19 protein-coding genes and 1 riboswitch are annotated in these 24032 nt (G+C 34.1%); of the genes, 16 read left to right on the top strand and 3 right to left on the bottom strand.

What is annotated here, in order from left to right; all coding sequences use genetic code 11:
- From AC5LW9_RS09950 to dinB, 13 genes are all read left to right on the top strand, one after another.
- The gene (locus tag AC5LW9_RS09950; protein WP_334323901.1) at window positions 1–909 is read left to right on the top strand and encodes a hypothetical protein; all 909 of its coding nucleotides are present in this window, start codon (window positions 1–3) and stop codon (window positions 907–909) included.
- A gap of 56 nt (window positions 910–965) precedes the next feature.
- Window positions 966–4946, top strand: coding sequence for a toxin VasX (locus AC5LW9_RS09945; RefSeq protein ID WP_493455818.1), 3981 nt, complete (start codon window positions 966–968; stop codon window positions 4944–4946).
- Between the two features lie 20 nt (window positions 4947–4966).
- The gene (locus AC5LW9_RS09940; RefSeq protein WP_493455817.1) at window positions 4967–5794 is read left to right on the top strand and encodes a DUF6708 domain-containing protein; all 828 of its coding nucleotides are present in this window, start codon (window positions 4967–4969) and stop codon (window positions 5792–5794) included.
- Window positions 5795–5839: 45 nt separating this feature from the next.
- On the top strand, window positions 5840–6664 hold the full coding sequence (locus AC5LW9_RS09935; RefSeq protein WP_493455816.1) for a DUF6708 domain-containing protein: 825 nt from the start codon (window positions 5840–5842) through the stop codon (window positions 6662–6664).
- 45 nt (window positions 6665–6709) lie between these two features.
- Window positions 6710–7522, top strand: a complete 813-nt coding sequence (locus tag AC5LW9_RS09930) for a DUF6708 domain-containing protein (protein WP_493455815.1) — start codon at window positions 6710–6712, stop codon at window positions 7520–7522.
- 45 nt (window positions 7523–7567) lie between these two features.
- Window positions 7568–8380, top strand: coding sequence for a DUF6708 domain-containing protein (locus AC5LW9_RS09925; protein ID WP_493455814.1), 813 nt, complete (start codon window positions 7568–7570; stop codon window positions 8378–8380).
- Window positions 8381–8431: 51 nt separating this feature from the next.
- Window positions 8432–9256 carry a DUF6708 domain-containing protein gene (locus AC5LW9_RS09920; protein WP_493455813.1) on the top strand — a complete coding sequence of 275 codons (825 nt, stop codon included), beginning with the start codon at window positions 8432–8434 and terminating at the stop codon, window positions 9254–9256.
- Between the two features lie 45 nt (window positions 9257–9301).
- Entirely contained in the window at window positions 9302–10114 is an 813-nt protein-coding gene (locus AC5LW9_RS09915) for a DUF6708 domain-containing protein (RefSeq protein WP_493455812.1), read from the top strand.
- Between the two features lie 337 nt (window positions 10115–10451).
- Window positions 10452–10559, top strand: a riboswitch (TPP riboswitch).
- A 40-nt stretch (window positions 10560–10599) separates the two neighbouring features.
- Window positions 10600–11607 carry a thiamine ABC transporter substrate binding subunit gene (gene thiB / locus AC5LW9_RS09910; RefSeq protein WP_493455811.1) on the top strand — a complete coding sequence of 336 codons (1008 nt, stop codon included), beginning with the start codon at window positions 10600–10602 and terminating at the stop codon, window positions 11605–11607.
- Window positions 11608–11640: 33 nt separating this feature from the next.
- A complete protein-coding gene (gene thiP, locus AC5LW9_RS09905; protein WP_493455810.1) occupies window positions 11641–13209 on the top strand; it encodes a thiamine/thiamine pyrophosphate ABC transporter permease in 1569 nt (522 codons plus the stop codon).
- Window positions 13196–13906: a thiamine ABC transporter ATP-binding protein ThiQ gene (gene thiQ, locus AC5LW9_RS09900; RefSeq protein ID WP_493455809.1), complete on the top strand. Its 711-nt coding sequence runs from the start codon at window positions 13196–13198 to the stop codon at window positions 13904–13906. Before thiP ends, thiQ begins: the two co-directional genes overlap by 14 nt.
- A 135-nt stretch (window positions 13907–14041) precedes the next feature.
- A complete protein-coding gene (gene cptA, locus AC5LW9_RS09895) occupies window positions 14042–15754 on the top strand; it encodes a phosphoethanolamine transferase CptA (protein ID WP_493456617.1) in 1713 nt (570 codons plus the stop codon).
- An 85-nt stretch (window positions 15755–15839) separates the two neighbouring features.
- On the top strand, window positions 15840–16895 hold the full coding sequence (dinB, locus tag AC5LW9_RS09890; protein WP_493455808.1) for a DNA polymerase IV: 1056 nt from the start codon (window positions 15840–15842) through the stop codon (window positions 16893–16895).
- 74 nt (window positions 16896–16969) lie between these two features.
- Here the strand turns inward: dinB and AC5LW9_RS09885 are convergent, their stop codons facing one another.
- Together AC5LW9_RS09885 and AC5LW9_RS09880 are read right to left on the bottom strand one after the other, a co-directional pair.
- Complete coding sequence (locus tag AC5LW9_RS09885; protein WP_086308982.1) at window positions 16970–18406, bottom strand: 6-phospho-beta-glucosidase; 1437 nt, start codon at window positions 18404–18406, stop codon at window positions 16970–16972.
- A gap of 14 nt (window positions 18407–18420) precedes the next feature.
- Window positions 18421–20313: a beta-glucoside-specific PTS transporter subunit IIABC gene (locus AC5LW9_RS09880; protein WP_493455807.1), complete on the bottom strand. Its 1893-nt coding sequence runs from the start codon at window positions 20311–20313 to the stop codon at window positions 18421–18423.
- Window positions 20314–20488: 175 nt separating this feature from the next.
- On the opposite strand from AC5LW9_RS09880, the gene AC5LW9_RS09875 reads away from it, so the two are divergent.
- Entirely contained in the window at window positions 20489–21193 is a 705-nt protein-coding gene (locus AC5LW9_RS09875; protein WP_086326610.1) for a GntR family transcriptional regulator, read from the top strand.
- 171 nt (window positions 21194–21364) lie between these two features.
- Here the strand turns inward: AC5LW9_RS09875 and AC5LW9_RS09870 are convergent, their stop codons facing one another.
- Window positions 21365–22477 (bottom strand): SIMPL domain-containing protein, encoded by a 1113-nt coding sequence (locus AC5LW9_RS09870; protein WP_493455806.1) that lies wholly within the window; start codon window positions 22475–22477, stop codon window positions 21365–21367.
- 201 nt (window positions 22478–22678) lie between these two features.
- Between AC5LW9_RS09870 and AC5LW9_RS09865 the strand changes: the two genes are divergently transcribed.
- Together AC5LW9_RS09865 and AC5LW9_RS09860 are read left to right on the top strand one after the other, a co-directional pair.
- The gene (locus tag AC5LW9_RS09865; protein WP_493455805.1) at window positions 22679–23185 is read left to right on the top strand and encodes a helix-turn-helix domain-containing protein; all 507 of its coding nucleotides are present in this window, start codon (window positions 22679–22681) and stop codon (window positions 23183–23185) included.
- On the top strand, window positions 23083–24027 hold the full coding sequence (locus tag AC5LW9_RS09860; protein ID WP_143422572.1) for an IS3 family transposase: 945 nt from the start codon (window positions 23083–23085) through the stop codon (window positions 24025–24027). Before AC5LW9_RS09865 ends, AC5LW9_RS09860 begins: the two co-directional genes overlap by 103 nt.
- Window positions 24028–24032: the final 5 nt, after the last annotated feature.

The raw sequence follows: 24032 nt of genomic DNA, 5'->3' as shown, positions 1-24032 counted from the left end.
ATGCTAACTGAATTAAACAATCAAGATAACTTTAATAAATATCGCTATTTATTAGTAGATAATTTAGTGGTACTTAATTCATTAAGTCCATTATCACGCGATTCATTATTAGATCTATTTGGTGAAGATAAACCCTTTGGCGAAAAAAAATTGACGCAAGTATTACGTACAGATTTGGATTATGATCAAAGTATATGCCCGACACTGATTAAACTTGCTGAACCAAATGAATTTTATGCCGATTCGATGCTTGATGAAATCAGCCAACAAGCCAAAATTGAATGTTTATGGTCTAAACGTTATATTTGTGCTTATATTATCTCTGATCTCAAACCGTCGGTACTGGCAAAACAACTGATCAAGATTGGTAATAACATCGCACAAACATTGCGACAACCTTATTACCCTTTCTTTGAACCTTTTCGAATGCAATTTTTACACGAAGTGGGTTCAAAAGAAGACAATGCATGGCTAAAAGCGCAATTTTCTCAAATTGAAAACTACTATTATCCATCCATTGATAGTGGCAAATTTATGCGTTTCACTGCTGATAACACACTCGAAACGCCAATCAGTTGGAGTTCAAATTACTGTCAACGCTTAAAAAATTTCAGGATGATTCGAACGCTTGTTAATGCATGGTCGAATAACCGGTCACAATTTGATGAACAAAAAAATTTACCGCTTAATGAAAATGTGATTTCGCAATCAACACAACTGGTTGAACAGGCTTATCAATTAGGCTTAACCCATGCTACCGATATCTTATTTTGGGGACTGAACGGATTAAGGTATCATCAAGTTTTTACTGAACATCCGCAAATATTTGAGCAAATTAGGAAAGCGCAACAAGAACCAGGCACATTCTCAAAACATGTTATTAACGCCAATATTAATTTTGAAAGCTAATTACTTTCTGATAAAGAATAGCAAAAACAGATAAAACAAGAATAATAGAGTGTAAGATGAAAAAAACAGAAAACATTGCTAAAGAAAATCAAAACGAAGCAAAAGGAAATTGCCTTGCTTGTGGTCGAGTCGGAATTCCGGTATTTTTACTGCGTCAAGCAGTTATAAAAACCCAATCTTCGTTAACTAAAAGCATTGACCCCATTTATCAAGAATTAGCCGATTACACTAAAACCTTAGATTTTAACAATCGCAAACCAGAAATAGAATTAGAGTATTATAGCTATGTACTTCGTACTTTGCGTGACGGTTATGTCTACGTTATGCATCAACTTGATGATGATATTAATAGCCGAATATTTCATGCCTATGAATGTATTGAAGGGGCACTTAGATTAAAAAAACTTTATGAATTGACCAATACCCAGCCAAGACCGATATCAAAAGCATGCAAAAATGCCTGTCATACCATTCCAGCATCATTTATTAATCTTGAAGAACATTATACTTATGCATGGGTGGCTTACACTTCGCAACCTTGGAGCGAAAAAACAATCAATGATTATTTAAAGCAACAAGATAGCAACATATTATCCCGTTTTACAAAAATTAATATAAAACAATTTAAAAACTCACCGGCCGAAGCAACAGGTCATCGTTCGGTACCATTCAAAGATATTTTTGGAAGTAATTATCAAGAATCTAATAATGACGACAGCAAAGTATTGGAGTTTCGTTTTGGTGAGCAAGGTCTTAATAATTTTGAATCGGTACATCCTTTTATAAGTTTAAAAAGTCAGAAACAAAAATATGCTATACATGCCAGTCAACTATATAGCGGGGATAAACCGATATCTTGTGGTGTTGTATTAGAAGATACATTTGGCATTGCTCAAGAACTCAACTCCCAACGATTATCACAACTGCATATTTTTACCAATCAAGAAGACAATAAGAATAACCAAAAAAGTGATCTGAATGACCAACAATGTGATGTCGTTTCTCTAAAAGATGCAACACAGGTTTATCAAAAACGTGGTGAACAACTGTATAAAAGTGTTAATCCTATTTTAAAAAAACGGTTTAAGTATTATCAGCCGGATATGTTTAAAAAACGTACTATCCTACAGCTTATTGAGAACTACCGTACTTCAGTTGAAAATGCTTACGACACTGAAATTGCCCGGTTACAAGAATGGTATGACTATATAAAAGATATTGACGCTGCACATGATTCAGGTAATGATTTTTTAGATAAAGCTCAAAATGACATTGCAAAAGCCGAATCAGAGAAAGCCGAAAAAATAAAAAAAATAAACGAACAGCTTGATAATAAAAAAATTGATTCTTTCAAAGGTGAATTAGAAACCGCTTTTGCTGATATTGAAAAATATTATCAAGAATGGTCGCAAGACTATTTTACTTATGTGCGTTGGTTATTTGGTAATGCACAATTTGTTTCAAAATACAGTAAAATAAAGCAAACAACGTTCAATCAAGCGCCTTTTTGGCAACAAGAATTTGATTTTTCTACCAGTATCAGAGCTCTAAGCTATATAAAAGAAGTTTTGCAAATCCTGCTTGATTCTCCCCATGCGGAAGTCCGTCTTGATGAAGATAACGCCCTTTGGGACGAATTACTGAGTAACCATAATAGTATTTTTTATGTAATTGAACATCAGAATAATCAGGGGATTAATCTTGATGCGCCAGCATTTGTCAATTTAGATAATAATACATTACTAAAATGGCGTGATGTAATCAGTAGATCAACGGGGTTGGTTTTAGCTTATAACACTTATCAGGCAGAAAAGACTCAAAATACTCAAACCGACAAAGAAAAAGAACTGCAAAAAGCGAAAGAGCGTGTTGAACTTGATATTGAAAAAAAACGGCAAGAGATCAACGCTAAACAAGAAGAGTTAAACAACAATCGAAAATATAATCCACAAGAGCATGCAAAGCTACAAAAAATAAGAGATCAAAAAATTAAAGAACTCAAACAATTAAACGAGCATTTAGCATCCATCAACCACCAACTAGCCGAGATGGTAGAGGGAAACAGTGTAATGACAGATGTAGGAAAAAATCGATACCTGCATCAACAAGCATTAAAAAAATATTCAGTCTTAAGAACACATAAACAATTCCAACCTATTGAGCCTCGTTTAAAACAGCTTGATTCGCTTGCTTACTTAGGTGACATTGGTGCCTATCCAGTTGAGTTTACCAAAAAAGTTAGGCCGGAAAAGATTCGACAAGTTTATGCATTATTGACTCAATTACAAGGGGCGCTTTTCCGCGAAAACAGTTTGACCGGTCCAGAAATTGCTTTTTTAGAAAAATTTGATGTGACAGATGCAAAATATGATGTTGGTGTAAAAAAACCAACAACCCATACGCTTAAATTTACGCTTTGTTTTCCTGATGAAGTAAGTAAAGGCTTAGTTGTAGGTTTTTTGAAAAATAAAGAGATTGTCAATCCAAATGATTTTAAGAATTTTTTAGCAACAAAAATGCCTAAATATGTCACTTTAGTCAATCGGCAAGCTGTTTTAGAAGGCAAAATTGACATCACCAATCGGCAGAAAGCTTCCAATGATGAAGCGATTCACCAATCAAACCAAAATAAAAGAGATGATAAAACTCGTGAATATGAAATAAAAAAAGAAACTGAAGCGATGAATCAAGAAGAAAACAAAGTAGTTGAGATTGAGCGTCGTAAAGCAAAATATAAACAAGTAGAAATCACTAAGCAAAATGCGAGAGCCGGCAAACTTAACTACACTGTTAATGCGGTAATGGGTGTTATCACCATGCTAAATATTTTAGATGACATTAAAGCATTGGAAAAAATTGAAGAGGGTAAAACCCAAAAACAAAAACAACTTCAACTAGCCATCGACTTAAGCTCATTAGCGTTACTTAGTGTGGATACTGTTGCCATATATCAAAACATAAAACTGGAAATGCAATTGTTAAAAGCCATGCGCTCAACCGCTGCCAAAGCATTAGTACCCGAAATTAAAAATATGTTGAAAACAAATAAAATGATCTCCAAATGCATCGCAGGAGCTTTTGCCTTTATAACTGTACTGGAAGCGTTAGGTGAATTAAAAAGTGCTTTCGGCATGTGGAATATGGAAGATAAAAGTTATTTTGTGGCTAGATTGATTGGTTCTTTATCCTTAGGTTTTGGGGCAATATTTTTATTATCTACTTCAAGTTTAGTTATCGGCGGAGGAGTTTTATTATTATTAGCTGGTATATATCTAATTGCTATAAGTAAAAAATATGACAATTTTACCCCTATCGATCACTGGCTAAACCGCTGTTATTTTGGAGTGCAAAAAGAGTTTGACTTTTTAGGGTATGATGCCTATCACGAAGAACAAAACTCCTTTGTTGGTTTTGGTCATTCGGTTAATGATTACTTGGTTGCAATCTCAGGCATTGATACATTTATCATGTTTAAAAAACCAAGTTTATATAATGGAATGAAGCTATATCATAGACATATCTATTTTTATTTGCAATACCTAGATTACACATCTAGTTCCAACAAATCTTTGCGGGCATCAGTTCGTTTATTTGGCAAAAATGACCAAAGCAATGCCGATTTTATTGAATTCAACTTTAATATCAACTCCACCAAGATAAATAAGCACTCTGTACCAAATGACAATATCCTAATTCACTCAAATGAAGATAAAGATAAAGAAACTTTAAAAATTAGAGACTATGTTACTACCCAAAAAAGTTATTTTGTTGAACGTTATGAAAGTAAAAGCTTTAAAACGATTATAAACCGTAAAGCGATATGGCAATCCAATTTTGAAGATATTGAAAAAGTCGAATTGAAAAGTTCAACCCCTAACCAGCCAAAGAGTGACTTAACGGTAATCACATGGGTAGCAGGCACATTCGCTTGTGATCTGGTAAAAAGTTATCAAATCAATATCTACACTGATACCACAGATTGTAACGAAATCCCATTGATAATTAACCGAGACAGTAATAAATTTTACGATGATTAATATTAGAAAGGAGAACAATAATGCCCTCAAAATACCGCCCCCAGATCGTTGGTTGGTTTGGTGACCTAGATAAAGGTCCTTATAGCCTACCACTGCATGATGATCGCTTAATTTATGCTAATGATAACTATTGTGCTTTTATTCGTCAGGATCACAATGACCAAATTTTTTATACTTGTATCTATTTTGTTGGAATTATTTTAGGAATTATACTAATTATAGGTTTTCCTTTTTGTATTTTTGGATTTAATGATTCCGAAATCGGAGATAAATTAACAATTGTTGGAATAATTGGATTTATTACTTGTTGTTTTGTTTTATATCTTGCAATTCCCGAATTTTATTACAATGCATTTTCCCGTCTTGGTAATCCCATCATATTTAATCGCAAGACAGGTAAAGTGTATGTTAACGAAAATTACTTTTTCAACTTTAAAGTATTACGGCACCCAAAAGTATTTTTACAACCGAAAAAGCGCCGTATACAAGAGTATGATTGGAATGATATGCATGGCGTAATTATCCATAATTTTTCACGTAATGCTTTAACTTCAACGGTATTAATGGTATGTCAACCCGGTACACATCAGGTTATTGACCATGTTATGTTAGATCCGGCTCAACCCGGAGCAGGTAGTTTTCATGTTTGGTGTTGGATTAACAGTTTTATGGTGAATTATGAATCAGCCGATATAGATGATGGCGAATACAAAACAGATGAAGAAGCAAAATTTAAAACAGATATGATAGAGGGTGAGGGTTGGCCTGAATGGATGGTGGAAGCCTTTAATGCTACATCACTTGAAGAGTTAGCTGCCATTAAACATAAATATAATATCAAACCATAATAACGAACTTAAATAGAACCCAAAGGAATAAGGAATAAAACAGTAATGCCCTCAAAATACCGCCCCCAGATTTTAGGTTGGTTTGGCGACCTAGATAAAGGTCCTTATAGCCTACCACTGCATGACCGTCGTTTAATTTATGCCAATGATAACTATTGTGCATTTATTCGTAAGGAACATAGTGATCAGATTTTTTATACTTGTATCTTTTTTATTGCCATTATTTTGTTGATTGGAACTATCATAGGATGTCTTTGGCTAGCGGTTCTACATGATAATTCTAAAATAGAGTTTGTTGATCTGGTTGTTATAGCCTGTTTTTTTACTAGCCTTTTTGCTTTAAATTATGCAATTCCTGAATTCTACCAAAATGCATTTTCCTGTCTTGGTAGTCCCATAATATTTAATCGTAAGACGGGTAAAGTGTATGTTAATGAAAGTTACTTTTTTAACTTTAAAATATTACGGCACCCAAAAGTATTTTTGCAACCGAAAAAACGTCGCATACAAGAGTATGATTGGAATGATATGCATGGTGTAATTATCCATAATTTTTCACGTAATGCTTTAATTTCAACGGTATTAATGGTTTGTGAACCCGGCACACATCAGGTTATTGACCATGTTATGTTAGATCCGGCTCAACCCGGAGCAGGTAGTTTTCATGTTTGGTGTTGGATTAACAGTTTTATGGTGAATTATGAATCAGCCGATATAGATGACGGCGAATACAAAACAGATGAAGAAGCAAAATTCAAAGAGGATATGATAGAGGGTGAAGGTTGGCCAGAATGGATGGTGGAAGCCTTTAATGCTACATCACTTGAAGAGTTAGCTGCCATTAAACATAAATATAATATCAAACCATAATAACGAACTTAAATAGAACCCAAAGGAATAAGGAATAAAACTGTAATGCCGTCAAAATACCGTCCCCAGATCTTAGGTTGGTTTGGCGACCTAGATAAAGGTCCTTATAGCCTACCACTACATGATGATCGCTTAATTTTTGCCAATGATAACTATTGTGCATTTATTCGTAAGGAACATAATGAACAAATTTTTTATACATGCCTTTATTTTGCTGGTATTATTGGGATGAATATTCTAATTGTTGGTATGGTTATGTTTATTTTTGGATTTGATCATGAACTGGCACTAATTGGAATAATTGGTTTTATTACTTGTAGTTTTGGTTTATATCTAATTATTCCTGAATTCTACCAAAATGCATTTTCACGCCTTGGAAGTCCCATTATATTTAATCGTAAGACGGGTAAAGTCTATGTTAATGAAAGTTACTTTTTTAACTTTAAAGTACTACGGCACCCAAAAGTATTTTTACAACCGAAAAAACGCCGCATACAAGAGTATGATTGGAATGATATGCATGGTGTAATTATCCATAATTTTTCACGTAATGCTTTAACTTCAACGGTGTTAATGGTATGTCAACCCGGTACACATCAGGTTATTGACCATGTTATGTTAGATCCGGCTCAACCCGGAGCAGGTAGTCTGCATGTTTGGTGTTGGATTAACAGTTTTATGGTGAATTATGAATCAGCCGATATAGATGATGGCGAATACAAGACGGATGAAGAAGCAAAATTTAAAACAGATATAATAGAGGGAGAAGGTTGGCCAGAATGGATGGTGGAAGCTTTTAATGCTACTTCACTTGAAGAGTTAGCTGCAATTAAGCAAAAATATAATATCAAGCCATAATAACGAACTTAAATTGAACGCAAAGGAATAAGGAATCAAACAATAATGCCCTCAAAATACCGTCCCCAGATCTTTGGTTGGTTTGGCGACCTAGATAAAGGCCCTTATAGCCTATCATTGCATGATAGTCGGTTAATTTATGCGAATAATAACTATTGTGCCTTTATTCGTCAGGAGCATAATGATCAGATTTTTTATACATGTCTCTATTTTGTTGCGATTATTTTGTTGAGTATATTAATTGTAGGTATGGTTATATTTATTTTTGGATTTGATCATGAACTGGCACTGATTGGAATAATTGGTTTTATTACTTGTAGTTTTGGTTTATATCTAATTATTCCTGAATTCTACCAAAATGCATTTTCACGCCTTGGAAGTCCCATTATATTTAATCGTAAGACGGGTAAAGTGTATGTTAATGAAAGTTACTTTTTTAATTTTAAAGTATTACGGCACCCAAAAGTATTTTTACAACCGAAAAAACGCCGCATAAAAGAGTATGATTGGAATGATATGCATGGCGTAATTATCCATAATTTTTCACGCAATGCTTTAACCTCAACGGTGTTAATGGTGTGTCAACCCGGTACACATCAAGTTATTGACCATGTTATGTTAGATCCTGCACGCGCTGGTACAGGTAGTACCTTTGTTTGGGAATGGATCAATAGTTTTATGGTGAATTATAAATCAGCCAATATAGATGATGGCGAATACAAGACGGATGAAGAAGCAAAATTTAAAACAGATATGATAGAGGGTGAGGGTTGGCCAGAATGGATGGTGGAAGCCTTTAATGCTACATCACTTGAAGAGTTAGCTGCAATTAAACAAAAATATAATATCAAGCCATAATAACGAACTTAAATAGTACGCAAAGGAATAAGGATAAGGAATAAAATAGTAATGCCCTCAAAATACCGCCCCCAGATCTTTGGTTGGTTTGGCGACCTAGATAAAGGTCCTCATAGCGTACCACTGCATGACCGTCGTTTAATTTTTGCTAATGATAACTATTGTGCGTTTATTCGCCAGGATCATAATGACCAACTTTTTTATACTTGTCTTTATTTTATCTCAATTATTTTGGCAAATGGAATTATCATTGGATGCCTTTGGCTAGCGGTTCTCCATGATAACTCTAAAATAGAGTTTGTTGATCTAGTTGTTATAGTCTGTTTTGTTACTTGCTGTTTTGGTTTATATCTAGCTATTCCTGAATTCTATCAAAATGCATTTTCACGCCTTGGAAGTCCCATTATATTTAATCGTAAGACGGGTAAAGTGTATGTTAATGAAAGTTACTTTTTTAACTTTAAAGTACTACGGCACCCAAAAGTATTTTTACAACCGAAAAAACGCCGCATACAAGAGTATGATTGGAATGATATGCATGGCGTAATTATCCATAATTTTTCACGTAATGCTTTAACTTCAACGGTGTTAATGGTATGTCAACCCGGTACATATCAGGTTATTGACCATGTTATGTTAGATCCTGCACGGGCTGCAACAGGTAGAATGTTTGTCTGGGGTTGGATTAACAGTTTTATGGTGAATTATAAATCAGCCGATATAGATGATGGAGAATACAAAACAGATGAAGAGGCAAAATTCAAAGCCGATATAATAGAGGGTGAAGGGTGGTCAGAATGGATGGTGGAAGCTTTTAATGCTACATCACTTGAAGAGTTAGCTGCAATTAAACAAAAATATAATATCAAGCCATAATAACAAACTTAAATAGAACGCAAAGGAATAAGGAATAAAACAGTAATGCCATCAAAATACCGTCCCCAGATCTTAGGTTGGTTTGGAGATCTAGATAAAGGCCCTTATAGCCTACCACTACATGATGATCGCTTAATTTTTGCCAATGATAACTATTGTGCATTTATTCGTAAGGAACATAATGAACAAATTTTTTATACATGCCTTTATTTTGCTGGTATTATTGGGATGAATATTCTAATTGTTGGTATGGTTATGTTTATTTTTGGATTTGATCATGAACTGGCACTAATTGGAATAATTGGTTTTATTACTTGTAGTTTTGGTTTATATCTAATTATTCCTGAATTCTACCAAAATGCATTTTCACGCCTTGGAAGTCCCATTATATTTAATCGTAAGACGGGTAAAGTGTATGTTAATGAAAGTTACTTTTTTAACTTTAAAGTATTACGGCACCCAAAAGTATTTTTACAACCGAAAAAGCGCCGAATACAAGAGTATGATTGGAATGATATGCATGGCGTAATTATCCATAATTTTTCACGCAATGCTTTAACTTCAACGGTATTAATGGTGTGTCAACCCGGTACACATCAAGTTATTGACCATGTTATGTTAGATCCTGCACGCGCTGGTACAGGTAGTACCTTTGTTTGGGAATGGATCAATAGTTTTATGGTGAATTATAAATCAGCCAATATAGATGATGGTGAATACAAAACAGATGAAGAAGGAAAATTTAAAACAGATATAATAGAGGGTGAAGGTTGGCCAGAATGGATGGTGGAAGCCTTTAATGCCACATCACTTGAAGAGTTAGCTGTAATTAAGCAAAAATATAATATCAAACCATAATAACGAACTTAAATAACTTGAATGGATAATGATGATTGAATATAAAAACAGTAATAAAAAGTCATTTTATTCACATAAATTCTATTATAAATTTAATAATAAAATAGACGAAACGGTATAGACTCCTGAATATTTTTTACAAAAATCACTATTTTTATTTTAAGCATAAGTTTTTTTTATACCTAGATGAGGAGCTACTGGTTACTAATGTTTGATATGATTTAAATTTAACTAAAAATAATGGATTTTCTGATGATTTTTTACCAGAAAATGATACCTTAAAAATAACTTACCACTTTCTTTATTTACAATTTTCCAACTAACTACTAAACTAATATCGTTCTCAACGGGGTGCCTTAAGGGCTGAGAGTGTTAGGTTTACTAATGCAACTCGTCGAACCTGAACTGGGTCATGCCAGCGGAGGGATTTGAGTTATCGTGTCTGCTCAAACCTTTTGTCTTTTATACGCTTTTTTGGAGGCAAAATGTTTTGTAATAAATTCTTACTGTCATTTTTATTTTCTGTATTTTTTGTAGCAACTTCTGCCAATGCTAAAATTCATGAAAAACCTATTTTAACTGTTTATAGTTATAGCTCTTTTATTTCCGGGTGGGGGCCAGGTGAAGCAATTAAACAGGGCTTTGAAGCACAGTGTGATTGCCAACTTGATATTGTAACGCTAGGCGATGGTGTGTCGATTTTAAATCGGCTTCGCCTTGAGGGTAATAAAACCAATGCTGATGTTATTTTAGGTTTAGACAATAATCTTTTAGGACAAGCTAAACAGGCTAATATCATGGCACCTCATCAAATAGCCAAACCTAACAATCTTAACACTGATTGGTGGGATGAAGATTTTATGCCGTATGATTTCGGTTATTTTGCTTTTATCTATAATAAAGAAAAAATAAAGAATCCTCCCCACTCATTACATGAGTTAGTTGACAATAAAGCCAATTGGAAAATTATTTATCAAGATCCTAGAACCAGTACTCCCGGTTTAGGATTGCTATTTTGGGTAAAAAATATTTACGGTAAGGATGCGGTATCTGCATGGCAAAAAATTGCTAAAAATACTGTTACAGTTACTAAAGGGTGGAGTGAAGCATACGGTATGTTCTTAAAAGGTGAAGCTGATTTGGTGCTGAGTTATAGCACATCGCCAGTTGCACATATAATTAATGATCAAGATTATCGTTATAATGCCGCTATTTTTGATGAGGGCCATTATCGTCAAGTTGAAATAGCAGGTATCACCAAATATAGTCAACAACCACAATTAGCACGTCGCTTTTTACAATATCTATTAACACCCGAGGTACAACGGCAATTTGCTGAAAAAAATGTTATGTATCCTATTATAAATACGCCATTACCCCCTGCGTTTGATCAGATTAATAAAGTCAGTAAAGCGCTTGAATTTGATGCAGAGAACGTGGTTGATAATCAAAAAGCTTGGATACGAGAATGGCAATCAGCCATTAGTCAGTAATAAAAAAGATTGTTAATTTTATAATAAAAAGCAATGTTAAATTTTAAAACGTTACTGCCAGGTATCAGCGCTGCTAGTTTGATAATAGCAGTTTTAGGCACTGCATTGTTTGCGCTTTGTCATATAGCCATTAAGTCCGATAATTTAACGGTCTATATTGATAATTATTTATTGCACATTATTTGGATCACTTTCTTGCAAGCGATATTATCGACGTTTTTGTCGGTATTTTTGGCCGTTGTTATGGCTAAAGCGTTATCCATAATCGATTTTTGGGGAAAAAGCTTTCTGATACGGATAATGCCCGTTACCTTTATATTACCAACATTAGTTGTTGTAACCGGGCTATTATCTGTTTATGGTCAACAAGGTTTATTTGCTACGTGTTTTGCTTATTTAGGTTTATCTTTTCCAACTTCAATTTATGGACTGGTTGGGATTTTATTTGCTCATGTTTTTTTGAATTTTCCTTATGCGAGCGGTCTGTTTTATCAAACATTAACGAGTGTTCCTGTTGAACAAAAGCAACTGGCTGCTCAGCTTAATTTTTCTCATTTTACTTATTTTAAATTAGTAGAATGGCCATTATTGCGTCGGCAGCTTTTACCTATGTCAGGACTAATTTTTATGCTTTGCTTTACCAGCTTTGCTGTAGTGTTGGCATTAGGAGGTGGGCCAAAGTATACCACTATTGAAGTTGCTATTTACCAATCGATTCGCGATTTTGATTTGATGCAAGCTGTTATGTTAGCAATCATACAGCTTATTTGTTGTATGAGTTTTGTTTGGATACTGCGAAAAACAAATCATTATCGCGATCTTAGTGCGCAGTATATTCGCTACCAATATCGTTTACCCAACACTGTGACTATAGGTTTGGTTAGTGCTGTTATTGTGATTTTGGGCGCAATGTATATATTTTTGCCAATAATTACGTTATTGATTGAAGGTATTGATTATTTTCAATGGTCTCAGTTAAATTGGGCTTTTCAGCAAGCGGTTATCTATTCGTTAATAATTGCCCTTGGTTCAGCTGTGGTGGCTATGTTACTTGCTTTATTAATACTTTGGACCAATAGCCGTCTATTGATTAGCAATCAGCAACAATGGAGCAATCGTTTAATGTTAGTGGGGTCATTGATATTAACCATTCCAAGCATGGTACTTGCATCAGGATTGTTTATTTTGTTATTTCAGTATGCTGATAATGCCGTGTTTGTCTGTGGTTTAATGATGCTTTGCAATGCTCTAATGGCCTTACCTTTTATCTTAAAAAATCTTGAAGTGCCAATGTATGATGTCACATCACGATATTGGCAATTATGTCAATCATTAAACATTGCAGGTATTAGGCATTTTTATCTAATTGAATATAAATCATTAAAAAAACTTTTTACGTTGAGCTTGGCCTTTTCGGCATTATTGTCAATGGGGGATTTTGGTATTATTGCGTTGTTTGGCGGGCAAGCCGTTACCACATTACCTTATTATTTGTATCAACAAATCGCTCATTATCATTATCAAGAGAGTGCCGTGACGGCCGCATTTTTGTTAATTTTATCTTTTAGTTTATTAATTGTGATGGATTATGATCGAACTTAATCAAATTAATTATCAATATGATGATTTTAAAATGCATTTTAATATGCAAATTGCTGCCCAAGAAAAAGTAGTCATTGTTGGACCGAGTGGTGCGGGTAAAAGTACCTTATTAAGCTTGATTGCAGGATTTATTTTTCCAAGTTCCGGGCAAATCATTCTTAATAATCAAAATATGACGCAAACTTTACCGGGTAAGCGCCCAGTTTCGATGCTGTTTCAAAATAATAACTTATTCGATCATTTAACCGTTGAGCAAAATATTGCTTTAGGCATTAAACCGTCATTAAAACTAACGACTTTTGAGAAGCAAAATATCGCCGATATTTTGGCTAAAGTTGGTTTATCGGGCTTTAATGAACGCTATCCCAATCAACTTTCAGGGGGACAGCGTCAACGAGTTGCTTTGGCACGCTGTTTAATTCAACATCGTCCTATTTTATTATTGGATGAACCATTTTCGGCATTAGATCAAGCTTTACGGTTTGAAATGCTAGCGTTGGTTAATCATATCTGTGATGAATTTGATTTAACGTTACTTATGGTTTCACATTATCTGGATGAGTCTTTAGAAAACTTTTCACGTTGTTTAGTTGTTGATAATGGAAAGATCATATTTAATAATCCTCCTTATCAACTTAATGAACCTGAAAATAAGGTTATTGCTCAATTATTAGGTTTGCCAATAAATAAAAGCTAAAACGATTTTATTTCAATGCCTAAATAAAACGATTGTCTGCTAATTTATTTCTAAATATAAAATTGTTATCACTTAAGGTTTTATTAATGTAGGAGGGGTAATTTATACACTTCCATAACCTATGATATCAAATAAATTTTCATGACGAATATAAAAGAAAACAAAAAGTTTAGCTGGTTAGCGCTTATCTTTACTATTTTATTTTTTACTTTTTTTTCAAGTGGTTTACAACTTTATATCTTCATTTCTGGACACGCCAATGTGATAGGTTTACGTGATTCAATCATCTATAGTTTAATTTGGTTGATTCCAGTTTTAATATTTCCAAATCAGACTCGAAAAATTGCCACTGCCTATGGTTTGATTGTCGGAAGCTTATCACTGATTTCAATAAGTTATTTTATTATTTATCGTCAGGAATTTTCTCAAAGTGTATTTTTTGTCATGGCTGAATCGAATTTGACTGAATCAAATGAGTTTATTCAACAGTATTTCAGTTCGAAATTAATGGCCATAGTGATTATTTATTGTTTGATTGGTATTTATCTTTGGCGAAAAGTAAGACCTGTCTATGTTAAAAACACAACCAAATGGGTTACATCATTATTAATTGCCATTTATGCCATTATGCCACTGGTTATTAGTGTTACAATCAAAAATTCCTCATTGCAAAAAGCAATAACACATCTATTAGGTCGAATGGAAACCACTGTACCTTGGCAACTGATTAATAGTTATATCGCTTATCGCACTCAACTTTTGAATATGGAGGAGATAATGCATCATTTAAATACTTTACCTCCCGTTGAAAATCTAAAAGATGCCAATGGTAATACTCCCAGAACACTGGTGTTAATTATTGGTGAATCAACTACACGTAATCGAATGAGTATTTATGGATATCCACGTAATACAACGCCACAAATCGAGCAATTTAAAAAGGATAATCCTGAATTTTTAGTGTTTAATGATGTTGTGTCATCAAGGCCTTATACCATAGAAGTTTTACAACAAGCCTTAACTTTTGCAGATGAACAACATCCTGACCTTTACCTTACTCAACCTTCGTTAATACATTTAATGAAACAGGCAGGGTATAAAATCTATTGGATAACAAATCAACAAACAATGACGAAACGAAATACTATGTTGACGATGTTTTCTAAACAAGCAGATGAACAGTTTTATATGAATAACGATCGTAATCAAAGTTCAAGGCAATATGATGAATCGGTCTTTGAACCGTTTGTGAAAGTGCTTGCTGAACCAGAAGAAAAGAAATTTATCATTATTCATCTGCTCGGTACACATATGAAATATGAGTTCCGTTATCCGGAAAATGGAGAATATGATCGATTTAAAGACAAAGCGAGTATCCCATTTAAAATTGATGATGAGAACGTGGATGAATATAACTCTTATGATAATGCAATAAGTTATAATGATTTTGTGACAACCACGTTATTCAATCTATTTAAAAACAGTCATGAAAATGGTTTTATGTTGTATTTTTCTGATCATGGTGAAGATGTCTACCAAACGGCTCCTCATGATATTTTAGGGCGTAATGAAAAGGTGCCAACCCGCACCATGTATACTATACCTTTTATGTTATGGCAATCACCGAGTTGGATCAGATCTCACCTTAATCACTATCAAGATTATGTGAATCGAAAATTTAGTACTCAGGATTTGATCCATACTTGGTCTGATTTAGCTGGACTCAATTATAACTTATATGTGCCAGAAAAAAGTTTGGTCAACCCCAATTATTATGAGGGCAAACGCTGGATTGGTGATCCTTATGATAAAAATGGCTTAATTGATTTTGATAAATTAACGAAGTAACTCTTTAGACTGTTTACACCAGCATTTAAGGTATGATATTGTATATTTATACAGTCATATTTTAAATGCAGTGAAACAGTTATTTATGCGAAAAATTATTCATGTTGATATGGATTGTTTTTATGCCGCAGTTGAAATGAGAGATAATCCCCGTTATCGTAATTTGCCGATAGCAGTAGGGGGCGATCCTCGCAAACGCGGTGTTGTTGCTACTGCAAATTATTTAGCTCGTCAATATGGCGTACATAGTGCGATGTCGATGTCACAAGCCCTAAAATTGTGCCCAAATCTTAAAGTCATTCCAAGTCGGCATGCTGTTTATAAAGAAGTTTCTAATCAAATTCATCAAATATTTCAGCGCTATACTAAAGCAATTGAAACCTTGTCATTGGATGAAGCTTATTTAGATGTGACCGATTGTAAGCTTTGTCATGGTTCTGCCACTTTAATTGCTCAAGATATCCGCCAAGCGATATATAAAGAACTTGAATTGACCGCATCCGCAGGCGTAGCCCCACTTAAATTTTTAGCTAAAATTGCTTCAGATATGAATAAACCTAATGGGCAATATGTGATTACACCCGATGCTGTTACAGGTTTTATCGCTCAATTACCACTTAAAAAAATTCCGGGTGTGGGTAAAGTGACCGAGAAAAAATTAGCTGAATTAGGGCTAATCACCTGTCAGGATGTCGTTAATTATGATGTGAGTAAATTACTTAATCAATTTGGTAAATTTGGACGAGTCTTATATGAACGATGTCAAGGCATTGATGAACGTGAAGTTTGTAATGATAGGCAACGTAAATCGGTAGGAGTAGAGCGCACCTTAGTTAACGATATTCATACTTGGGATGAGTGTTTATTACAGTTTGAACCGTTATTTGAAGAGCTGAAAACTCGGTTGAGTAAAGTTCGTTCTGATTTGTCAATCGCTCGACAAGGTGTTAAGTTTAAATTTGATGATTTCCAACTTACTACGCAAGAACATGTTTGGTCTAAACTTGATAAACAGGATTTAATTGAACAAGCCTATAAAGTTTGGCAAGAACGTCGAAATGATCGTGGAGTGCGTTTGATTGGTTTTCATGTCACTTTAATCGATCCACAACTTGATAAACAGTTGCTCTTCAATTTTTAATTATCTAGATTGATAAAAAAAGAGGATGTGTGCATTACCACATCACCCCCAAAACTTACGACTTCATATTAAATCTATTTTAAATTAGTACCATTACTGCTAATGACTTGTTTATACCAATCAAAAGAATCTTTTTTATAGCGTTTCATAGTACCGTTACCTTCATTATCACGATCAACATAAATCACGCCATAACGTTTTTTCATTTCGCCAGTTGTAAATGAGACGACATCAATAATACCCCACGCGGTATATCCCATAACATCAACCCCATCATAATCGATAGCTTTTAACATTGCTTTGATGTGTGCACCAAGATATTCGATGCGTGGTTTATCATGAACTTTATTACCATTTTCTAATTCATCTATCGCGCCAAAACCATTTTCCACAATAAACAGTGGTAACTGATAACGATCATATAAACGATTAAGAGTATAACGTAAGCCTTCTGGGTCAATAGGCCAACCCCAATCGCTGCTTTTAATGTATGGATTCTCAACAGCATTAGGTAAAGCACCGTTGACAATATTGTCACGATGATCATTTTTAGCATCAGCTTTAACAACGGTTGACATGTAATAACTAAAGCCGATGTAATCAACGGTACCTTGTTTTAAAATCGCTAAATCTTCATCGGTGATATCAAGCTTATAGCCTTCTCGTTCAAACTCTTTTAAAGCATAAGATGGATAGTAACCACGAACATGCACATCAGGGAAGAAGAAGCGTTGATGCATAGCAATTTCAGATGCCATCATATCTTCTGGATTACAAGAATACGGATAAATCGGCACGTGAGAAATCATACAACCAATTTCAAAGTTAGGATTGATTTTTTTACCAGCAATTACCGCTTTGGCACTGGCTAATAGTTCGTAATGTGCCACTTGATAAAGTACTTCTTGTGGATTTTCGCCCGGTTGAACCTGCACACCTGAATTAGTCCAGAAAAAGATCGGATTACTGGTATCCATTTGGTTATTAATTTCGTTAAACGTCATCCAATACTTCACTTTGTTTTTATAACGTTCAAAACACGCTGTTGCAAAACGTTCAAAAAATTCAACTGTTTTACGGTTTCTAAAGCCACCGTAATGACGAGCAATGTGTAATGGCATCTCAAAATGGGATAAAGTAATAACCGGTTCGATACCATTAGCAATTAACTCATCAAATACGTTATCATAAAAACGTAAACCTTCTTCATTTGGCTCTAGTTCATCACCTTTTGGAAAAATACGAGTCCAAGCAATGGATGTACGTAAGCATTTCAAACCTAGCTCGGCAAACAGCTTAATATCGTCTTTATAATGATGATAAAAATCGATAGCAGTATGGTTTGGATAAAATTTACCTGCTTCAATTTCTTGGGTAATTTGTCTTGCAACGCCATGTGCGCCTGCTGTCATAACATCAACTACGCTTGGCCCTTTGCCGCCTTCGTTCCAACCGCCTTCGAATTGATGAGCGGCTAATGCACCGCCCCATAAAAATGGTTTTTTAGTCATTTTTTGGTTCCTTGTTATTGCTTTATTTCAAAAAGGTTATCATCAAGATTTACTTCCGTTTTTTCTGTTAATGTGATTACTTGGTATTGATCAGTATTAACAATAATGACCGGAGTAATTAATGGGTAACCTGCTTGTTTAATTGCTTGAGGATCAAAGCTGATCAACCGATCACCTTTTTTCACTTTTTGATTCAACTTCACATGGTATTGAAATTCATTGTTAGTTAAATTAACTGTATCAATACCCACATGAATTAATAATTCAACCCCATTATCTAAGACCAAACCAATAGCGTGTTTTGATGCTTCAAACACAGCGGTTACTTCGCCATCATAAGGTGCATAAACATGATTGTCTGTTGGTTCAATAGCAATACCTTCACCCATAAGTTTTTGAGAAAAAGCAGGGTCTGGTACTTCACTAAGTGGTAATGCTTTACCGATCATTGGGCTAGTCACATCGATTTCATCAATTACAATTTTAGGTGTATCGTTTTCAATGTCAGATGTCTCATTTTCAATGTTTTCATTGCTTTGGTTCTTTTCATTAGTGCCAAAAATTTGGATAAGAATAACTGGTCCAAATAATGCAATTGCTGAACCAATAACAACACCAATAAATGATGCAGGATGGTCTATATTAATAGCATTAACAATAGTCAAAGGACCAGGTAATGCAGCATAAGTATAGTAATAAGGTGTAAAGAATCCTGCTACAACGCCACCAAGCGCACCACCAATACAACCATAAATAAATGGTCTTTTGAAGCGTAAGTTAACACCATATATAGCGGGCTCAGTAATACCAAATAGACCTGTAACAAAAGCTGATAGCGATACCCCTTTCATATCTTTGCTTCGAGTTTTTATATAAAAACCTAATGCAGCACCAACTTGACCAATAACTGCGATGGTTTGATAAGCTTGGAAAGAGTCTCGTCCATGTTCATTTATGTTCTCAATAATGACTGGTGTAATACCCCAATGCACACCAAAAATAACAAACACCTGCCAAACTGCACCGATCAATCCACCTGCTACCGATGGTGCAAGGTTAACAATCCAATTATATCCACTAGCAATATAATGTGCAGCGCCCGCAGTAATTGGTCCAATAGCCACTAAAGTGAGGGGAACCATAATCACTAAGCAGATTAAAGGCATTACTAATGGTTTAATAATGCTATGTAAACGAGGCTCTAAAAAACGCTCTAAATAAGAAAGTAACCAAACTAAAAACAGAGGCGGTAAAACCGTTGATGTGTAGGTGGTTTCAGACAATGCTAATCCAAATAGATTAATCTCTTGACCGTCTTTTATCATCGCCGCAAGCTCCGCCCAAGTTGGAGAAAGTAAGGCGGCACAACAAGCTACTGCAATATAAATGTTGCATCGAAAATGTTGAGATGCGGTAATGGCGATAAAAATAGGTAAAAAAGCAAACGGAGCCCAAGAAATAAAGTTAAAAACTTGATAAGTACCGGTTGCTGCAAATGCAGGAAAGAATAACTTAATTAAAATCAAGATCCCTTGTAAAATACCCGATGCTGCTAATACATAAACAAATGGTGCAAAAACTGCTGACATTGTTGCGATAACGCGATTCAAAATACTGCCTTGGCTTTTAATATCAACTTTATTCTCATTCCCTATCAATTTGGTAAATGCATTATAGACTTTATCAACATTAGTACCAATAACGATTTGAATTTGCCCACCTTTTTCTACCACTGTGATAACTCCAGGAAAGCTGCTAATTTTTTCTTTTACATTTTCTGGAGTGGTTTGCGTAACGACACGCAAGCGAGTTGCACAACGTGCAACAGAAACAATATTATTTTCACCGCCTAATTCATTTAAAATATCAACGGCTAATTTATTATAGTCTCTAATTTTAGATGACATTCATTAAGCTCCTTTCATCAGATGAGAAAGCTTATCTTATCCCTAAATAAAAAATTGTTAATGACCAATTTTATTGTTTGTGATCTAGATCGCATTTTAAAATGATTTCAATTTATTAATTTATTCATAGGGATAAAATGGGGTCTATTTATCGCAATAAAAATAAAGAGTACGAATGTTAAAATACCAAGATGTGGCAAAGAAAATCCAGCAAGCAATTTATCAACAAAATTTGCCTAAAGATACACAGCTGCCTAATATCGAAGGTTTAATTAATCAATATCAAGTTAGTCGTACGACCATCATTAAAGCACTGAACTGTTTAGAAAGGCACGGCGTCATATATCAAGTCCAAGGGAGTGGTATTTTTGTGCGGCAACCGCAAAAACATGGATATTTGAATTTTTTGGAAAGTCATGGTTTTAGTGTTGATTTAAACAATGCACCAAATTCCTCACAAGTGTTTAATGTAGATATCGTTCAACCAAGTTCACAAGTCAAACAAAACCTACAATGTGAAGATGGAGAAGAGGTCTATTTTATCAAACGGTTACGTAAGTTCGAAGATAAAGTTTATGCGCTTGAAAGATCCTACTATCGAAAAAAAATGGTGGGTTATTTAAACAAAGAGATTGCTGAACACTCCATATTCAGTTACATAAAAGATATATTGAAAATTAATATTGGTTTTTCTGACAAATATTTCAAAGCGATTAAATTAGATGAACAGACTGCGGACTATTTAGGATTGAGTGCGGGGGATCCTGCCCTGTGTGTGGAAGAAATTTTTTACACCAATGCTGGTGAACCATTCGATTTTTCAACCATTATATATCATTACGACAATGCTAAATTTTACGTGCAAAGTAATTCTAAATGATTTATTTTTAGTTTATTAACACGATGCGGAGTAACTCATTGGTTATTAAACAAGTTAATAATGTATTTTATTAGTAGTTTATCTAGTTTAGTTCTCCTTAATTAGAAATATATTCAAATATTACTTAATTAAGGACGAACTTTTTATTAATCGATGATTTTTTAGAGTCAATTATTGTGTAACTTTTTTTATTATCTCAAATCTTCCTAATAAAGTGAGTTGTATTTCAAAATCGGAAGGAGCATAGATATTAATTTTATTTGTTGCTTCATCATCTGATCCGGTTGCCATCGCCATATTCATTGCTCCATAGAATCTTTCTCGTTTTTTTGGTGACTGTTGTTCGTAGTCAGCTTTTCTCATATCGAGATATTTTGGATCACCAACTAAATATTGTTTAGTCAATAACCGTTCAACTTTATTACTTAACTTATTTAATAAAAGTCTTTCATGATCATTAATTGCTCGCTCAATCGCATCTGGTGAAACACTATAAAAAATGTCATCATTAACTTTTATTTTTAATTCTTGTGCTTTAGTAATAATTTTACCAACCACATCAAGTTTGTTAATCTTTATTTGTACAGTGTTATATACATGATGCTGTTTTTTATCGATTTTTTTTGGTGAAGTGCGTTCGGTATTTGATTGAATAATCGAAAAATTATCAAGTTGTAGGTTTTTTAATTCGTTAGTTATGGTTGTATATTTTTGATAAACCATGTCTTTTGCTTTGTTTGCAGTAACTGCATTTTCAAAAATACTAAATGAGAATGCATTATTTGCATCACTATTATTTAATTGTTGGACATTATTAATGTTGTATTTATCGAGTAATTTATTTAATTCTAGGAATTTTTCGTTATCATTGATGTTGATAGCAAGAGTGAGGGTGGCTTTATATTGAGCATCGTCTTCACTGACTTCTTCATAAGAATCCTGTATATAGTTGCCATAATCGGTTGTGATTAAATTGTTATCTTTAATAGCGAGTGTCGCTAAATAATCCTTAAATTGTTTCATCGTATTAGCATTGATATTTGATGCTTCACTAGGTGTTGAAGCGTCAGTATCCAATGTAACTGTAAACTCAACCGTATCGGGTTTTAGTTTAATCGAATCTGTAATACTTGCTTCAATTTCTCCAATGGGAATTAAATTTTTGCCATATATTAATTGTTCAACTTTAGGTTCGTTATTATTGATATTCCTAATGTTTGCTGCATGGCAAGCAAAGGTTGTTCCAATATTGAGTAATATAATAAGCATTAATGTTTTTTTCATTCTATATCCCATTATTTTATTAGTTAATTTTTTATTGGTTACTCTTAAGCTAGGTAAAAGAATTCTTTACGGACGAAAATATTATAGACAGTTTAATTTAAGATATGTAAAAAAAATACATCCAGTTGTAAAAAAGTATAAAAAAGCGTCTTAATGAAGTGACCCCCAATAGTTGGACAACCAATTACAGGGGGTCTTTTTATGTCAAAATATAGTCGATATTTAAAAATTATCATAGCTAATGAATTCTTATCAGGAGAATCATCGGAAATTCTTTCAAAAAAATATGCGATATCTTCTAGTCAGATTCGGTATTGGTCGCAAGTGGTTGCGATTCATGGCGATAACTCCTTTCAACCAACACCTCATTTACGTGATGCCGAAGCAAGATTACAAGCACTAAAATTAATGTGGACAAATAATTGGTCTCTCGGGCACACTAGTGCTATGCTTAATTTAAGCTCCCCCGGTCTTCTATTTGTTTGGCTTGATAGATATCATAAAAAAGGTTTCCGAGGGCTTGAATATCGTTCCAGAGGAAAACCCTGTATGAAGCAACCCCGTATTGAACGAACTCACAGTGATGATGAAAAAACAATTGAAGCATTAAAAGAGGAAATAGCTTATCTACGAGCAGAAAATGCTGTTCTAAAAAAGTTAGAAGAGCTGAAGCAAGCAAAACGTCAACAAACAAAGAAAAAACGTTAGTTGTTTTAGCTCTTAAATATCAGTATTCCTTAAGACATTTGCTATCAGCAACAAAACTGGCAAAAAGTGTTTTTTATTATCATGTTAATAGGTTGAAAACCCCGTCTGCTTATGAAAATGAGTTAAAACGTATTGAATCGATTTACCATGAACATAAAGGGCGTTATGGTTATCGTCGAATTCATTTAGCGTTGATAAATGAGGGAATTAAGCTCAATCATAAAACGGTACAACGATTAATGGGTCAGCTTAATCTCAAATCGACAGTAAGACCTAAAAAATATCGTTCTTATCGTGGAGAGACAGGTAAAACAGCCGATAATTATCTTAAAAGAGATTTTGAATCATCGAGACCGAATGAAAAATGGGTAACGGATGTCACAGAATTTAAGGTAAATGAACAGAAAATTTACCTATCGCCCATTATCGATTTATATAATCAAGAAGTAATAGCTTATAAAGTGGCTAAAAATGCACGTTTGACCTTGGTGACAGATATGCTTCAAAAAGGGATATCACGATTAAAACAGTATGAAAAACCGTTACTACATAGTGACCAAGGCTGGCAATATAGAAATCATCATTATCAGAAGCTACTAGCTAATAATGGCATCAAACAAAGTATGTCCAGAAAAGGAAATTGTTTAGATAATGCGGTAGCTGAAAACTTTTTTGGTCTATTAAAATCAGAAATGTATCATGGACAATGCTTTCAAGATGCAGATGAATTGATTGAAAAAATAGAAGAATATATAGAATACTACAACACCAAACGGATTAAAGCCAAATTAAAAGGCCTGACTCCGGTTGAATATCGAAATCAGGCCTTACAAGCCGCTTAATAAAA

The sequence above is a fragment of the Gilliamella sp. LMG 34360 genome, from assembly GCF_984568995.1.
Note: the sequence above shows the minus strand (reverse complement) of the source record. Positions and strands in the feature narration are given on the sequence as shown.

Excerpts from the sequence above, each read along its gene's own strand:
- AC5LW9_RS09885 (WP_086308982.1), bottom strand. The coding sequence starts at position 18,406 with ATGACTAAAAAACCATTTTTATGGGGCGGTGCATTAGCCGCTCATCAA.
- thiP (WP_493455810.1), top strand. The coding sequence starts at position 11,641 with ATGTTAAATTTTAAAACGTTACTGCCAGGTATCAGCGCTGCTAGTTTG.
- AC5LW9_RS09875 (WP_086326610.1), top strand. The coding sequence starts at position 20,489 with ATGTTAAAATACCAAGATGTGGCAAAGAAAATCCAGCAAGCAATTTAT.
- AC5LW9_RS09950 (WP_334323901.1), top strand. The coding sequence starts at position 1 with ATGCTAACTGAATTAAACAATCAAGATAACTTTAATAAATATCGCTAT.
- AC5LW9_RS09925 (WP_493455814.1), top strand. The coding sequence starts at position 7,568 with ATGCCCTCAAAATACCGTCCCCAGATCTTTGGTTGGTTTGGCGACCTA.
- thiB (WP_493455811.1), top strand. The coding sequence starts at position 10,600 with ATGTTTTGTAATAAATTCTTACTGTCATTTTTATTTTCTGTATTTTTT.
- AC5LW9_RS09915 (WP_493455812.1), top strand. The coding sequence starts at position 9,302 with ATGCCATCAAAATACCGTCCCCAGATCTTAGGTTGGTTTGGAGATCTA.
- AC5LW9_RS09920 (WP_493455813.1), top strand. The coding sequence starts at position 8,432 with ATGCCCTCAAAATACCGCCCCCAGATCTTTGGTTGGTTTGGCGACCTA.
- AC5LW9_RS09880 (WP_493455807.1), bottom strand. The coding sequence starts at position 20,313 with ATGTCATCTAAAATTAGAGACTATAATAAATTAGCCGTTGATATTTTA.
- thiQ (WP_493455809.1), top strand. The coding sequence starts at position 13,196 with ATGATCGAACTTAATCAAATTAATTATCAATATGATGATTTTAAAATG.
- AC5LW9_RS09940 (WP_493455817.1), top strand. The coding sequence starts at position 4,967 with ATGCCCTCAAAATACCGCCCCCAGATCGTTGGTTGGTTTGGTGACCTA.
- AC5LW9_RS09870 (WP_493455806.1), bottom strand. The coding sequence starts at position 22,477 with ATGAAAAAAACATTAATGCTTATTATATTACTCAATATTGGAACAACC.
- AC5LW9_RS09945 (WP_493455818.1), top strand. The coding sequence starts at position 966 with ATGAAAAAAACAGAAAACATTGCTAAAGAAAATCAAAACGAAGCAAAA.
- AC5LW9_RS09865 (WP_493455805.1), top strand. The coding sequence starts at position 22,679 with ATGTCAAAATATAGTCGATATTTAAAAATTATCATAGCTAATGAATTC.
- AC5LW9_RS09930 (WP_493455815.1), top strand. The coding sequence starts at position 6,710 with ATGCCGTCAAAATACCGTCCCCAGATCTTAGGTTGGTTTGGCGACCTA.
- dinB (WP_493455808.1), top strand. The coding sequence starts at position 15,840 with ATGCGAAAAATTATTCATGTTGATATGGATTGTTTTTATGCCGCAGTT.
- AC5LW9_RS09935 (WP_493455816.1), top strand. The coding sequence starts at position 5,840 with ATGCCCTCAAAATACCGCCCCCAGATTTTAGGTTGGTTTGGCGACCTA.